This window comes from Tractidigestivibacter sp. (assembly GCF_050946515.1).
Lineage (GTDB): Bacteria > Actinomycetota > Coriobacteriia > Coriobacteriales > Atopobiaceae > Tractidigestivibacter.
Map to the genome: position 1 here is coordinate 16902 of NZ_JBMNUX010000009.1, position 13635 is coordinate 30536.

15 protein-coding genes are annotated in these 13635 nt (G+C 56.7%); 5 read left to right on the forward strand and 10 right to left on the reverse strand.

The window, feature by feature from the left end; genetic code table 11:
• Window position 1 precedes the first annotated feature (1 nt).
• Window positions 2–271: a hypothetical protein gene (locus ACOYJL_RS06715; RefSeq protein WP_433569453.1), complete on the reverse strand. Its 270-nt coding sequence runs from the start codon at window positions 269–271 to the stop codon at window positions 2–4.
• A gap of 196 nt (window positions 272–467) precedes the next feature.
• Here ACOYJL_RS06715 and ACOYJL_RS06720 point away from each other — a divergent pair, with 196 nt between their 5' ends.
• From ACOYJL_RS06720 to ACOYJL_RS06735, 4 genes are read left to right on the forward strand one after another with little or no spacing between them, the layout of a single operon-like run.
• The gene (locus tag ACOYJL_RS06720; protein WP_433569454.1) at window positions 468–1175 is read left to right on the forward strand and encodes a LytR/AlgR family response regulator transcription factor; all 708 of its coding nucleotides are present in this window, start codon (window positions 468–470) and stop codon (window positions 1173–1175) included.
• On the forward strand, window positions 1172–2548 hold the full coding sequence (locus tag ACOYJL_RS06725) for a GHKL domain-containing protein (protein WP_433569455.1): 1377 nt from the start codon (window positions 1172–1174) through the stop codon (window positions 2546–2548). Before ACOYJL_RS06720 ends, ACOYJL_RS06725 begins: the two co-directional genes overlap by 4 nt.
• A gap of 56 nt (window positions 2549–2604) precedes the next feature.
• Window positions 2605–3165, forward strand: a complete 561-nt coding sequence (gene yfcE, locus ACOYJL_RS06730; protein WP_433569456.1) for a phosphodiesterase — start codon at window positions 2605–2607, stop codon at window positions 3163–3165.
• A gap of 3 nt (window positions 3166–3168) precedes the next feature.
• Window positions 3169–3780, forward strand: a complete 612-nt coding sequence (locus ACOYJL_RS06735) for a pentapeptide repeat-containing protein (RefSeq protein ID WP_433569457.1) — start codon at window positions 3169–3171, stop codon at window positions 3778–3780.
• An 85-nt stretch (window positions 3781–3865) separates the two neighbouring features.
• On the opposite strand, the gene ACOYJL_RS06740 is transcribed toward ACOYJL_RS06735, so the two are convergent.
• The 6 genes from ACOYJL_RS06740 to ACOYJL_RS06765 form a co-directional block, all read right to left on the reverse strand.
• On the reverse strand, window positions 3866–4213 hold the full coding sequence (locus ACOYJL_RS06740) for a hypothetical protein (RefSeq protein ID WP_433569458.1): 348 nt from the start codon (window positions 4211–4213) through the stop codon (window positions 3866–3868).
• A 59-nt stretch (window positions 4214–4272) separates the two neighbouring features.
• A complete protein-coding gene (locus ACOYJL_RS06745) occupies window positions 4273–4944 on the reverse strand; it encodes an Ltp family lipoprotein (protein WP_433569459.1) in 672 nt (223 codons plus the stop codon).
• Between the two features lie 101 nt (window positions 4945–5045).
• The gene (locus ACOYJL_RS06750; protein ID WP_433569460.1) at window positions 5046–5459 is read right to left on the reverse strand and encodes a hypothetical protein; all 414 of its coding nucleotides are present in this window, start codon (window positions 5457–5459) and stop codon (window positions 5046–5048) included.
• A 74-nt stretch (window positions 5460–5533) separates the two neighbouring features.
• Window positions 5534–6697, reverse strand: a complete 1164-nt coding sequence (locus ACOYJL_RS06755; protein ID WP_433569461.1) for a serine/threonine protein kinase — start codon at window positions 6695–6697, stop codon at window positions 5534–5536.
• Between the two features lie 76 nt (window positions 6698–6773).
• Complete coding sequence (locus ACOYJL_RS06760) at window positions 6774–7244, reverse strand: XRE family transcriptional regulator (protein ID WP_433569462.1); 471 nt, start codon at window positions 7242–7244, stop codon at window positions 6774–6776.
• A gap of 62 nt (window positions 7245–7306) precedes the next feature.
• On the reverse strand, window positions 7307–8272 hold the full coding sequence (locus tag ACOYJL_RS06765; RefSeq protein WP_433569463.1) for a homoserine O-succinyltransferase: 966 nt from the start codon (window positions 8270–8272) through the stop codon (window positions 7307–7309).
• A gap of 342 nt (window positions 8273–8614) precedes the next feature.
• On the opposite strand from ACOYJL_RS06765, the gene ACOYJL_RS06770 reads away from it, so the two are divergent.
• Window positions 8615–9895 (forward strand): DEAD/DEAH box helicase, encoded by a 1281-nt coding sequence (locus ACOYJL_RS06770; RefSeq protein WP_433569464.1) that lies wholly within the window; start codon window positions 8615–8617, stop codon window positions 9893–9895.
• Window positions 9896–9989: 94 nt separating this feature from the next.
• Here ACOYJL_RS06770 and ACOYJL_RS06775 read toward each other — a convergent pair whose 3' ends face one another.
• From ACOYJL_RS06775 to ACOYJL_RS06785, 3 genes are all read right to left on the reverse strand, one after another.
• Entirely contained in the window at window positions 9990–11258 is a 1269-nt protein-coding gene (locus ACOYJL_RS06775) for an ABC transporter substrate-binding protein (protein WP_433569465.1), read from the reverse strand.
• Window positions 11259–11345: 87 nt separating this feature from the next.
• On the reverse strand, window positions 11346–12173 hold the full coding sequence (locus ACOYJL_RS06780; protein WP_433569466.1) for a metallophosphoesterase family protein: 828 nt from the start codon (window positions 12171–12173) through the stop codon (window positions 11346–11348).
• A gap of 108 nt (window positions 12174–12281) precedes the next feature.
• The gene (locus ACOYJL_RS06785) at window positions 12282–13610 is read right to left on the reverse strand and encodes an ABC transporter substrate-binding protein (RefSeq protein WP_433569467.1); all 1329 of its coding nucleotides are present in this window, start codon (window positions 13608–13610) and stop codon (window positions 12282–12284) included.
• Window positions 13611–13635 lie beyond the last annotated feature (25 nt).

The following is a 13635-nucleotide window of genomic DNA, read 5'->3' on the forward strand; positions in this document are numbered from 1 at the left end:
GCTACTCACCCCTCTCGATGGTCGTGACCTCGGTGTCGTAGTAGGTGGAATCCCAGTCGGTCCTGTCATCGGGCGTCTCCACGTAGGTCTCGCCCGCTCCCACGTAGGTGTCGAGTGTCGTGCTGAGGACGTCAGTCACCACGGTGGCAAGCACTGCCACCAGCGCAATGATTACCATCGGGATGATCAGCAGCACCTTGAACTTGGTGTTTGACATCTTGAGCTTTGCGGGCTTCTCGCCCGGATCGCCCTTCCCCCGTGCCTTCCTCATGTGCTTCTCCCTTCGTGTTGCGAAGTCGACCATGACCTCGCGCATTTCCTCTGGTTGCACGCTATGACAAATTGGGGGCCTCTCCCGAATACGGCACGTTTGGTGCGCCCTCAGGCAAAATCGGTCGTGATTGCCGATGTCTTCCAGCGCGATGCCACCGCAGTTGCTAAGGTGTGTTCAACAGAGAGGGGGGCCGATGTATCGAATTCTGATTGTCGAGGACGAGCTCGACGCCGCCACGGCGCTGCGCAACGCAATCGAACGCTACGGCAAGGAGCATGACGAGCAGTTCCAGATTGGGTGGATGAGAAACACAATCGACCTTGACCGTCCGGCGTTTGACCTCATCTTCATGGACATCGACCTTGGTGTTGAGAATGGGATGGAGGACGCCGAGGAAATACGCAAGTTCGACACGAAGACGCCCATCATTTTTGTAACGAACCTCGCGCAGTATGCCGTGCGAGGATACCAGGTGAATGCGCTGGACTTCATCGTGAAGCCATTTACCTATGGAAGCTTCTCGCTGCGCATGGACCGCGCCATGGAGGTGATGCGCCGTCAGTCCGACCGCACAATCACCGTGCATGCCCGCGACGGGATATGCCTATTTTCCGCCTCTGACCTCGTGCGCGTTTGGGTGCGCGGTCACAACGTGAACTACGAGCTCTCGGGCGGGCGCACGGTCGTTGCGCGGGGAAGCCTCTCGGAAACCGAGAAGATGCTTGGCGGCGCACCTTTTCTGCGCATCTCATCGGGATGCATCATCAACATGGCACATGTTCGTGGCGTGCATGAAGCAGCCGTCACGATGTCCGACAAGAGCGTCTGCTATATCAGCCGAGCAAACAAGCGCCGTTGCCTCGAGGAAATCTCACGCTATCTGGGTGGCGGTGCTGGATGACGATGCTTTATCTGATCTCCCTCGCCGTCGGGACGACATTGGTGCCCTTGGCTGAGGTGCTGATACCTGTCCTCATGATTGCGTCGACGCGACCACGGCGAGGCGACTTTGGTCGGCGCGCTGCGTTAGTCCTTGCGCTAGCCTTGGCGATCGTCCTTGTCCTGTGCCCAGCCATCTACCTGATGATTCTCGACTCAAGCAGCCCCGAGGCCCTCGAGCTTGTCTATACCTTGGCAAGCTCGATCGCAATTCTTGTATGTCTCGTTCCTGTGGTGATGACGCTCTACGAGACGTCGATCTGGCAGGCGCTGTTCTGCGCGGGCGCCGGCTACACCATCCAGAACCTAGCAAGCGGAACGACGCAGCTGCTCATAACCGTTTTCTCGAAAGGCCTAGGAATACCTATAGGGACTTCGCAAGGCGGGCTTGATGGGGCGAACGCCTGGCTCCTTCTCGCGTTTTCGGTGATACCGCTGCTCGCGGTGTATGCAATCGCTTACGTCGCGTTCATCGCTCGCGTGAGGTCGGACGGCCTTGGCGACGTTGAAGACCGCGGGATGGCTGCGGTATTGATGCTCGTTATCCTTGTGGTGATCTCTTTCGACGTAGTCATCAAGTCACTGAACGACGTGGCGAGCCTGGTCACGCTCGTAGCCCTGCGCGCCGTTCACGGTACGGTATGCTGCTTTGTGCTGTTCGTCCAGTTTGAGATGCTCAGCCGCCGGAGCCTTGAGCTTGAGCTGCTTGAAAACCAGCGCATGGCAGCCGAGCGCGAGCGCCAATACCAGCTCTCGCGCGAGAACATCGACGCCATTAACGTGAAGTGCCATGACATCAGACATCAAATTAGGCAGCTGGCAACTGGCGATACGACAGTTAATCAGGACTTTCTTGCCGATGTTGAACGCGAGGTCGCCGTCTACGACTCGCACGTTGAAACCGGAAACGAGGCCCTCGACACCATCCTGACCGAAAAGAGCCTGCTCTGTGAGCGCGAGGGGATATCGCTCAGCGTGATTGCCGATGGAGCGGCGCTGTCTGTACTCACCCCAGCCGAAGTGTACTCGCTCTTTGGAAACGCGCTGGACAACGCTATGGAAGCGGTTCGCGCGCTGGACGATCCAGACCTCAGAAGCATCTCGCTTACCGTGCGCCGCGTGGGAGAACTGGCGCTAATCCATGTTGAGAACTACTATGCGGGAACGCTGGAATTTGCCGATGGGCTGCCGAGAACAACCAAGGACGATAAGAGCAGCCATGGCTTTGGAACGCGCTCGATGCGCGCCATTGTCGAGCGTCACGGTGGGACACTGACGCTGAGCACTCACGGCAGCACGTTCAAGCTGGATGCCATGATTCCCCTAAAGGCATAAGGACGGGCACTGCGCGTTCGCTACAATCATGAGGATATTCAAACGAGGGAGGAAACATGAAGCTCCTCATTGCGTCCGACATCCACGGTGCCGCAGATTGGTGCGAACGCCTCATGAGCGCCATTGACAAAGAGAGCCCCGATCGCGTCATCTTGCTTGGCGATCTGCTCTATCATGGCCCTCGCAACGATCTGCCCGATGATTACGCTCCCAAGCGCGTCATCGAAATGCTGAATTCCATCTCCGACCAGATCATGGCCGTCCGCGGCAATTGCGAGGCCGAGGTTGACCAAATGGTGCTCGCGTTTCCCTGCATGGCCGATTACAGCGAGCTCTACGATCCGGATGCCAATAGCGGAGCAGGCATGACGCTTTTCCTGACGCACGGGCACGTTTGGGGCCCAGGAATCCACAACTCCGTATACCGCATGCCACCACTGCCCGATGGGGCGGCAGTTGTGTATGGTCATACGCATAAAAAGGTGAACCAGCCCCTCGACGAGCACCCTGGCATCACCGCATTTAATCCTGGCAGCGTTGGCATTCCAAAGGACGGCACGCATAGCTATGGCATCTACGAGAGTGGGCACTTCTCACATGTCGTAATGGAGGGCTAGCTCGTGCGCATTGAGGACGAGGTTGCTGCTGTCGCCGACGAAGACGGGATAATATCTGACCTTGCGTTTTCAAACGAGAACGTTTCAGGGATTGAGCTTGGTCACGCGGAATTTTCTGACGTGACGTTCAGTCATTGCTTGTTCTCTGGCACGAACATTCGCCGTGCGAGCTTCACCGGCTGCACATTTGCGGGCTGCGACTTCTCTGGCGCAGCGCTTGAAAACAGCTATTGGTATGGCTGCAGGCTTGAGGGGTGCAAGCTGGTGGGGGCAAACCTTTTCGAAAGCTATCTTAAGAGGGTCAGACTCGACGACTGCAACTGCAAGTTGGCCAATCTTGTCGGCAGCAAGCTCGAGAGCGTCAGCTTTCTCTCATGTGACCTTTCCGAAGCCGCTCTTTCAAAGCTCAAGCTTCGGAAGCTTTCTCTTGGAGATTGCAACCTTACGCGCGCGGAGCTCTATCAAACGAAGCTCGCAGGAATTGATCTGTCGGGCAACGACCTCGCGGGGCTTCGCCTCACCTCCGGCTTTCAAGAACTCCGTGGCGCGGTCATTTCTCCCGAGCAGGCAATTGACCTTGTCGGCATGCTTGGCGTGAAAATCGCCAATTACTAGTGACGGATGCTCTCGCGTAGCGCAAGGAGGGGCGAAACCAGTATCCCCCGAACGGTCCGCCCCTCCCTGTTGCCAATGGTTTTACTTACTTGTCTTTCTTCATCTGCGCGTATGCCACAAAAGAAAGAATCATCTCGACAATGACGAACATGAAGTACGGGATGAAGAGCACCATTCCAACTGCGTAAAGGATGCCTGCCACCAAGGCAAAGGCCGCTTTTCTCATAAACAGCCCGAGCGCGTTAAAGATAACGGCAATGAGCACAATTACGAGGGATGGCATCACCATAACCGTTGCAAGGGCCGCCCCAGCCTGCTCGCTGCTTGTTGAAGAGCCGGCGTTAGCTCCTCCCCAGTAATATGCGCTGTAAAGGAGATACAGGACCCCCAGAATCAGCGCAATGAGTAGGCAGACGTTGATTTTTTTCTTCATAACAATCCCCAATCTTAAACTCGATGCGCAATTCGCCAATGAAAAGTGCATCCAGAAGACTACGAGAGGTTATCGATGGCGTACTGCGCCTCTTCGGGCGTAAACTTCTCCCCATAGTCGGATATCAGCTGGTCATAGATGGCACTGGGTGACATATTCATTGTCGACTGATATTCCTCCGCCTTTGCGAGCGCATTGGCGTTCCAGTCAGCTTGCACGTTGTCAATTGCGTACTGGGCCTCGTCTGCGGTGAATTGCTCGCCATACTCGGAGGTCAGCTGGTCATAGATGCCCTGCTTGGACATGTGCATGGTGTCTGAGTACTCGCCGGCCTTCTCGAGCGCGTTAGCGTTCCAGTCGGCCTGCACGTTGTCGATAGCGTACTGGGCGGCCTCAGCAGAAAACTGTCCGCCATATTCCGAAGTCAGCTGGTCATAGACTCCTTGCTTGGACATATACATGCTGTTGGCATACGTCTCAGCCTGTGAAAGCGCGGAAAGATAGTCAGTTGGAATGTCAGCCTCTTGGGACTCCTCGACACTCTCTCCACTCTCAGACTCGCCAGCGGAACTAGAGGAATTCGTAGTATCCGTAGCATCCGTCGTTTCTGTCTCTGACTCTGTTGAGGTCGTCGTGTCATCAGAGCTTGACGACCCGCCACAGCCGAAGAGTGAGAATCCGAGGACGCAGACGAGCGAGAGCGCGACTGCAGTTTGAGCAAGCTTTTTCATTAATCCAATCCTTCCCCTCGGCAGTACCAATGTGCTCAAAGATGCTAGGAGGGGCTGGATGGCGAGTCATTAGCTCACTGTTAAAAATATTCTGAAAGAGGTTAACGCGGAAGAATCGTTTTTTCTCCGTGCTTCCAGAGCAGGTCGTCGCATGCTTCCACGTCCAAATGATGAAAGAGGGCATAGGCAATGATTGCGTCTCTTCTTCTGTCTTGACGCAAGCGATTGGATCCCCCGCGTTCGAGCAGATCGCAAGTGTCGGCAACATCCAAGTGCAAACCGAAAGCAAGCTGCAAAAGCTTGTCACGCGAAGCGTGACGCTCGCCAGCAATAATCTGGTAGGCAAAGGTTGTGTTGAGACGACTGTCGCGCACCACTTGGCTGCGACGAGAGCCATTCTGCTCGACGCGCATCCCAACCCACTCGGAAAAAGTCTCGTCATCAAAATCAGAGGACTTGAGCAATGTATCCAAGTCCGTTCCGTGCGAAATCTTTTTCCAAGCGTCAGCTCCCATAATGTCCTCCCTAAGACATCCTTGCAGGGAGTGGCTTTCAATTCATTAGCCGATAGCTGAAAAGAATATAAACATTAGATAACAAGTACACCGCGGACGCCAGAGATGACCGCGGCGGCAATCCAAGCGCAGAGATATAGGATCACTATACGGATTGCTGTCACAAAAAGCTTGGCGGCAGCCCCACTTTGCGCATATCCGCCCGCTCGAACAAGCGCGCAGGCACAAGCCCAACAGAGAATCGCTATCGCGACACTTGTGACAAACATCATGAGCATAGGCTCAACTTCATATTCACCCCGGAGCGCATCGCCAAAGGTAACGACCCCGGCAATAACGAACAATGCAGACAAGAGAACAGAGAGGGCCAGTACCGCAATCGAAGCGACTCTGCGGGGAAGGCTCGCCTTTTCAAGGGCCTTGATAAACGCCGAGGGCATCGGAAGCTCGACTCGTCTCTGAAAGGCACTCTGATGGCGCTCATTTGAAGGCTCCTGTTGCCTCATGGGGCTACCGGCCGGCTCCAGGCAAAGCAAGGCCGCCGTCAAGGCCGTCATCAGCTCGTTTGCGCTGGCATATCTGCTGCTGGGCTCAAATGAGCATGCCTTTTGCACGATTCTCCGAAGTTCTGCTGGCACATCGTCGCTTCCCAAAGCAGAGCGATACTCGTCCGACGCAGGAGTCACGGCGGTAAGCATGTAGCCAAGAAGGCGGCCGATGGAGTACACGTCGGATCGCGCGTCTGTCTGTGCGAAGCCAAACTGTTCAGGCGCAGCAAATCCCCAGGTACCGAGCCGCGTCGTATCATTCATGGCATTTTCCGCATGCGTCCGCGCAATGCCGAGGTCAATCAGCACGGCACCTTGAGAAGAGCAGATGACATTACCGGGGGTAATGTCGCGGTGGATGACGCCAACAGCATGAAGCGCAGCGGCGGCATGGCACACGTCTCGCGCAATTTCGCAGGCGCGGGCTGGTGACATGGCACCTTTTCTGGTCACTTCATCACGCACTGAAGACCCTGCCACGTAATCGCGTACAACAACGAGCTGGTCAGGCAGCGCATACGTGTCATATATCTTAGGCAGGCAGGGGCTCTGTATGGTCGGAATGCGCTCCCAGGCTTCCACGCTGGCAAGCTCGCGTCGCATACGCTTGCGCACGAGCAGCCGATTCAAGCCGTTCTGCAGAACAAGCTCGGTCGAGCCGCGCTCGCTTTTGGAGAGCACGCGCACCACTTGATAGCTCTCATCGTGCTCGAGGGTCTTCAGGAGCTGCTCGTCTTGGTCGAGAGGGTCCCGTCGTGGGCTTGTTCTACTCGCCATCGAGCAAGGTCTCCTCGCCCAGGCGCCACAGCTCGTCGTCGCACTGCTCACGAGACTTACCATGCTCGATGCAGAAGATGATGATTGCATCCCGTCGATTGCGTGACCATAGCTCGGAGACTCCTGCTAACCGTAAGAGCCGTTGCGTTTCAACGAGCGAGCAGCCCAACCCGAACGCAATCATGATTGCGTTGTCTCGACCGGGCATGCGCGTACCCTGAAACACCTGATAGCAAAACGTGGGGCTTACGCCAGAAGCCCTGATGACCTCAGACTTGCGCAAATCCCCCTGGTCGAGAAGGTCATTGAGGTATTGGGAAAGCGTTCTTTCCTCAAAGTTGCCCTCCTCGAGATACTCGTCAGGAGAAGAGCTCTCTAGGAGCCGCATGAGCAGCTCTTCTGTGAGGTGCTCAGGCAGCTGCAGGCTCTCGGCGTCTTCAGGCTGTGTGTTCTCGGGCATTTCCATACGGATAGTATGCACCAAAATTCAGCTATGTTTAAACAAACATCGCTGAAAAGCCGTCAGAACTTATCCATAGCTTCGTCAGTGCTCGAACGAAGCGACGCAATAGCGCTGGGAATCTGGTTCGGATCATACGGAGTCATCTGATAGACCCAGTTGAGCCAATTTCGATACAACAGGTTTGCATGCGCGCGCCACGTAAAGATGGGCTGCTTTTCGGGGTCGTCGTCCGGGAAGTAGTTCTCGGGAACGCGAATGGGCAGACCCTTATGGAAGTCTCTCCAGAACTCGTCGGCAAGCGTATCACGACCGTACTCAAAGTGACCCGTCACGTAGATCTCATGAAAGTCACGCGTAGCAATAATGGCAGGTCCAGTGGCAAACCCTTCGGAGAGAACGTGCAGCTCCTTATGCTTGGCGAGCTCGTTGGTGTCAATAGCGGCGTGACGGGAGTGCGGCATGTAGTGCACCTCGTCAAAGCCATTCGTCAGAAAGTTGTACTCATCACAAAGGCGCTGAGGAAACACGCCAAAGAGCTTTGCACCCAGCTGACGCTTGGGAATGCCGTAGAGGTGGTAGAGACCGGCTAGAGCGCCCCAGCACAGATACATGGTCGAGAAGACGTGCTCTTGGCTCCAGTCGATAATCTGGCAGAGCTCATCCCAGTAGTCGACGTCCTCGAAAGCCATCTGCTCCACAGGGGCGCCGGTGATAATCAAGCCGTCGTAGTTCTTGTCCTTGAAGTTATCAAAAGTGTCGTAGAACTTCACTAGGTGATCGGCTGAGACGTGCGTAGATTTGTGCGTAGAAACGCGCATAAAGTCGCAACTAACTTGCAGCGGAGACTTGGAAATCAGGCGTAGGATCTGCGTCTCGGTCTCAATCTTTGTGGGCATCAGGTTCAGGATTGCCACATTAAGCGGGCGAATTTCCTGGTGCTCGGCGACCTCTTCTTCCAATGCAAAGATGCGCTCGTGATGAAGTATTTCCTTCGCGGGCAGACCGTCGGGAATATTGATAGGCATAGCTGGGTTACTCCGATCTCTGGATGTGCAAGACAAGGGGCGCGCGCAAAAACTGCGCGCTACCGCATTCGCAGCACCAATAGCGACAGATGTGCGCTATGCCAGCTCATCGAGAAGTTCCCTCTTTCACCATGCAGCCCGAAGGCGCGTCCGCACTCAGACTTACCCAGTATATCCCGTAAAAAATTCGATGCTACATACGATTGCGGGTTCCGGGAACGTGGGCATACAGCGGCCAGGAGGCATGAAAACGCATGAAAAACGTGTTGCAAACTTGCAGGCAGCACCCATACGTCGCCTTTTTCTGGTAATGCCGGCGTTGTTGCCGCATACTGTGGAGATATGAATACACAATTTGCCGAGCTCGGGCTAAACGAGCAAATTCTCGCCGGGGTCGATGACCTTGGCTTCACAGAGCCGACCCCTGTCCAAAAGCAGGCAATCCCCGTTGTGCTTGAAGGGCGCGACGTTGTTGCCTCGGCCCAGACGGGAACGGGCAAGACCGCAGCCTTTGCGCTGCCGACGCTGCAGCTCATTCAGCACGACCGCGAGTCAGCAAGCGAAGGCGCCCGCGGTCCCTTCGCCTTGGTTGTCACCCCAACGCGCGAGCTTGCCGCCCAGATTGAGGACGTAGTTTCCGTCGTCAGCAAGCGCTGCGGCCTTCGTGCGGTAATCGTGATGGGCGGCGAGAAGTTCGACCGCCAGATAAAGCAACTTGGGCGCGGTTGCGACTTGCTTGTTGCCACACCCGGTCGCCTGCTTGACCTCATGGAGCACGACCATGTAAGCCTCGCGCAGGTGCACGTGCTCGTGCTCGACGAGGCAGACCGCATGCTCGACATGGGCTTTTGGCCGAGCGTGCGCCGCATCATGCATGCGCTACCCGCAAGGCACCAAACGCTACTCTTCTCGGCGACCATTCCGCCAAGCATCAAGGGCACCATTGACGCCCTGCTCACCGACCCCGAATACATCGAAATCGCGCGTATTGGCGAAACCGCCGCCACCGTTGAGGAGCATCTCTGCCCCGTCACTCAGGGACAGAAGACGCAGCTTCTTGAGGCACTTATCCAGACGGGCGGAGCCGCAGGCCAGAAGCCCGAACGCGTGCTGGTATTCTGCCGTACAAAGCACCGGGTGGACGATGTTTGCAAGACGCTCAAGAACGCCGGGATAAAGGTGGACGTAATGCACGCCGACCGCCCCCAAAAGGCACGCGAGCGCGCTCTTGAGAAGTTCCGCGCAGGCAAATGCCAGGTGCTTGTCGCCACCGACGTGATGAGCCGCGGTATTGACGTCGAGGGCATCGACGCTGTCGTGAACTTTGACGTGCCGATGGACCCCGAGGACTACGTGCACCGCATTGGCCGCACTGGTCGTGCGGGTGCAACGGGCCATGCCTATACGTTTGTGGCACCCGACGAGATAAGCCCCCTTCGCGAGATTGAGTACTTCACCAAGAAGCTCATCCCCACCTGGGACCTTCCTGATTTTCCGTATGACACCGGGCGCATCATCCCGCCGGCCAATCGCTCAACCTCCAAGCCAAAGCGCACAATGTTCTCGGGATCTAGGTCTCGTGGGCGCGGCTTTGGCGGCGGCAGATATGGACGCCACTACTAAATCGAGAGCTAAGCGCCAGGATTCATGCCCTCGGCAAATTCGCGAGAAAACATAACGTCCTTGCCGTCCGCCGGTTACGCCTCGTAGCGTGTAGCTAGATGCCGAGCGCCTCAGCTGACTGTTGTGCCGCATCGTCGAGCACGGTCTGAATGTCGTCGTCCGTCGCAAACAGCCGCTCGAGGGCATCCGTGTAGTACTTAAGCGCCTCTGAGTAACCGGCATTCATGTATTCGCCGACTGCATATTCCATCTGGTCGAAAGCCACTTGATACTGAGGGGTCTCCTTGTAGGCTTCCACGATACGCTCGTCATCCACGTCCGACTTGCGTGTAAGAAGGTAGCCTGTCTTGAGATGGTTCTTGACAGCAGAGTCCTTGGAGGTCATGAAATTGATGAACTCGCCCGCGGCCTCGCGGCGTGCGTCGGTCAAACGAGACGTCATGACGAGGTTACAGCCGCCTGTGGGAACTTGGTTTTGAACGTGCTTGGGGATAAAGCCGCAGCCGACTTCGAAGCCGTTGTCTGAGGCGACCGTAAGGTAGTTGGTAAGACCTGCGGTCGACCCCATCCAGATGGCTACCTGCTGCCCCGCGATGCTTGACGCCAAACTGTCCGAGCCGTTCGTTCCGCCAAGATAACTAAAGTTGTGACTGGAGATTCCGTCGCGCAGCCATTGGACGAGCTCAACGCCACCAGGCTGGTTGTAAGCCACCTCGGTCGCGTCAAGATCGTCGCCAAAGAAAGAGCAGCCGTTGCAGCGCAAAAGCCCCGATAGCGCAAACGCATCTAGGAAGAACCCCAGACCGAAAACGCCCACATCCTTCAGCGCGTCGGAGTAACTCACAACGTCATCCCAAGTCGCAGGAGCAGTTTCGGGGTCCAGCCCTGCATTTTCAAAAAGAGTCTTGTTGTAGTAGAGAATGGGCGTCGAGCGCAGATAAGGCACGCCGCAAAGTTTGCTGTCGGCATAGCAGTTTTCCATGAGACCGGGCCAGAAGTCATCAAGATCATCGGAAGCAATGATGTCATCGATGGGCTGGATGAGTCCAGAGTCATAGAACGCGGCAGTGTTGGAGATGCCAAGCACGCAGACGTCAGGCTCCTCATTGGCTGTGAAGGCCGTCTTAAGCTTGGCGTTGAGGTCGTCATAAGAGCCCTGGGGCTCACCGGTCACATGGATGTTCTTCTCATTGCCTACGGAGTCGTTAAACTCTTCGACGCGCTCGTCATTGTTTTCTTTTACGGCTCCCGTCCAGCAGTACCAATACGTGAGTTCAATCGTCTCGTCAGACTGAGAGCTCGACGACTGATCGCTCTGCCCTCCGTTTGAATTGCAGCCGGCAAGACCTGCAGCGGTCATCATGCCTGCGCCTAGGGCAGAAGCGCGTAGAAATGTTCTCCGAGAAATGGAATTTGGCATGCCCTCGTCCTTTCTTCGAGACGCTGATTGCTATAGGGGGATGACGACGTTCTCAAAGGTGCAGCCAGACTCAGCATGGGTACGCGTGTGCGCCTGATAGAGGGGCAGTCCCTGAGAGAAGGGGTGTTCCTCCGCATCGTCAAAGTGACGGTAGGCAACCTCCGCGCAGGAAGGCTTGAAATCGAGCTCGAGATATCCGGCTGTGGCTGGAACATCCGCGAGCATGATGAAGTGCCAGGCGCCGAGGGTGCCATAGGCGTTGTGGTGGGTGTGGCCACAAAGATAGATGCCTGCTCCGCCAACATGCGAGCCAAGCACCTCGAGCACCTCGTCGCTGTTGTCCACGTACGCCTTCTCGATGTCGTCATCAATGAAGCTCATGGTGCCGCTCAGCGCATGGTGTCCCATCACGACAAGTGGCCGTCCCTGAGCTGAGCGGACCTCGGACCCGAGCCACTCAAGCTGGCTGGTGCTGACGTGTCCGCCCCACTCATCGATGCTGCGGGGGAACGGCTTTGTGGTGTCAATCACCACAAAATGGACTCCCCCCTGGTCAAAGGAGTAGTCGGCAGTTCGCCCGAAAATCTGGTCCATATGGGCCTCGTTGACGAACATCGTGTCATGGTTGCCATAGACGTAATGAACTGGGAAAGGCGCTCTCTCAAGCGCGTCATGCACGTGGCGCATGCTTTCCGGACGGCTGGTCGTCGAGACGTCTCCAAGCGAAACGAGCAGGTCAGCTCCGGGAGCCGAGAAGGCGTCGAGCGCAGATGAGAAGAAAGCAGCTCGCTCTGCGTCGAGAGCCATGTCTCGAACGTCCTCGGAGTAGTGAAGGTCGGCAAAGTATCTTATGCGCATTGCTTCTCCTAACGCGAGATTGACAGAGCCCTCCTCGAGCAGGCTCGGGGAGGGCGGGTGGAGAAGGGCCAGGACCCCGGAAGGATAGGACCGGCCCAGCGGAGGGATCTAGCCTTGGAGAATCGGGTCAGCCTGCGACTTGGCATCGTCGAGCGCAGACTGGATGTCGCTGCCATCGCCGCTCATGATCTCGTCAATCGTGTCGGTGTAGACCTTTGCGGCCTCGGCATAGCCGGCGTTCATGTAGTCGCCTACGGCATACTGCAGCTGGTCGAAGGCAACTTGGTACTGCGGCGTCGTGGCATAGGCCTCGGTAATGCGCGAGTCATCCACGGCGGACTGGCGCGTAAGGAGATAGCCAGTCTTCAAGTGGTTCTTGATTGCGGAGTCCTTTGAGGTCATGAAGTTGATGAACTCGCCCGCGGCCTCGCGGCGCGCGTCGGTCACGCGCGACGTCATGACCAGGTTGCAGCCGCCAGTGGGGACCTTGTTCTGGGTGTTCTTGGGAATGAAGCCCACGTTGATCTCGTATCCGCCCTGCTCCGCATAGGAAAGCTGGCTCGTGAGGTCTGCCGTGGAGGTCACCCACATGCCCACCTGCTGGTTGGCAACGTTGGTGTTCAACGTGTCGGAGCCATTGGACCCTGCGCAGAACGAGAAGTTATGGTTGTCAACGTTGTCCTTGAACCAGCGCACCATGTCGACGGCGGGCGTTTCGTTGAAGGTGGCCTCCGTGGCGGAGAGGTCGTCGCCGAAGAGCGTTCCGCTGTTGCAGTAGGCAAATGCCGTGAAGGCCCAGATGTAGGAGAAGAACCCGTAGCCGCCCACTCCGAGGCTGGCGAGCGCGTCAGATGCCGTAACCATGTCGTCCCAAGTCTCTGGCGCCGTCTCAGGGTCAAGCCCGGCCTTCTCGAAGAGGGTCTTGTTGTAGTAGAGGACAGGAGTGGAGCGCAGATAAGGCACGCCGTACAGAGTGTTGTCGGCGTAGCAGTTCTCCATGAGGCCGCTCCAGAAGTCATTGAGGTCGTCCTCAGCAATGAGGTCGTCGATTGGCTGGATCATGCCTCCGTCCGCAAAGGCCTGCGTGCTGTTGATGACCATGACGCAGACGTCAGGCTCTTCGTTTGCAGTGAAGGCGGTCTTGAGCTTTGAGTTGAGGTCATCGTAGGAGCCCTGGGACTCGGCGGTCACATGGATGCCCTTCTCCGCGCCAATCCCGTCGTTGAACTCCTGAACGCGCTCCTCGTTGTTCTCCTTGATCTTGTCGGTCCAGCAGTACCAGTAGGTGAGCTCGATGGTTCCGTCCGAGCTCGTGGTGTCCGAGGAGGATTGGCTGCCAGAGCATCCAGCGAGACCGGCGGCGGTGGCCATTGCCCCGGCGGCACCGGCGGTCTTCAAGAACTGGCGTCGTGACAGGTTTGATGAGGAATCCAGCATCGAATCTTCCTTTCGTCGTCGGGCC

Excerpts from the sequence above, each read along its gene's own strand:
- ACOYJL_RS06765 (WP_433569463.1), bottom strand. The coding sequence starts at position 8,272 with ATGCCTATCAATATTCCCGACGGTCTGCCCGCGAAGGAAATACTTCAT.
- ACOYJL_RS06780 (WP_433569466.1), bottom strand. The coding sequence starts at position 12,173 with ATGCGCATAAGATACTTTGCCGACCTTCACTACTCCGAGGACGTTCGA.
- ACOYJL_RS06725 (WP_433569455.1), top strand. The coding sequence starts at position 1,172 with ATGACGATGCTTTATCTGATCTCCCTCGCCGTCGGGACGACATTGGTG.
- ACOYJL_RS06745 (WP_433569459.1), bottom strand. The coding sequence starts at position 4,944 with ATGAAAAAGCTTGCTCAAACTGCAGTCGCGCTCTCGCTCGTCTGCGTC.
- ACOYJL_RS06715 (WP_433569453.1), bottom strand. The coding sequence starts at position 271 with ATGAGGAAGGCACGGGGGAAGGGCGATCCGGGCGAGAAGCCCGCAAAG.
- ACOYJL_RS06775 (WP_433569465.1), bottom strand. The coding sequence starts at position 11,258 with ATGATGACCGCTGCAGGTCTTGCCGGCTGCAATTCAAACGGAGGGCAG.
- ACOYJL_RS06785 (WP_433569467.1), bottom strand. The coding sequence starts at position 13,610 with ATGCTGGATTCCTCATCAAACCTGTCACGACGCCAGTTCTTGAAGACC.
- yfcE (WP_433569456.1), top strand. The coding sequence starts at position 2,605 with ATGAAGCTCCTCATTGCGTCCGACATCCACGGTGCCGCAGATTGGTGC.
- ACOYJL_RS06740 (WP_433569458.1), bottom strand. The coding sequence starts at position 4,213 with ATGAAGAAAAAAATCAACGTCTGCCTACTCATTGCGCTGATTCTGGGG.
- ACOYJL_RS06750 (WP_433569460.1), bottom strand. The coding sequence starts at position 5,459 with ATGGGAGCTGACGCTTGGAAAAAGATTTCGCACGGAACGGACTTGGAT.
- ACOYJL_RS06720 (WP_433569454.1), top strand. The coding sequence starts at position 468 with ATGTATCGAATTCTGATTGTCGAGGACGAGCTCGACGCCGCCACGGCG.
- ACOYJL_RS06770 (WP_433569464.1), top strand. The coding sequence starts at position 8,615 with ATGAATACACAATTTGCCGAGCTCGGGCTAAACGAGCAAATTCTCGCC.
- ACOYJL_RS06760 (WP_433569462.1), bottom strand. The coding sequence starts at position 7,244 with ATGCCCGAGAACACACAGCCTGAAGACGCCGAGAGCCTGCAGCTGCCT.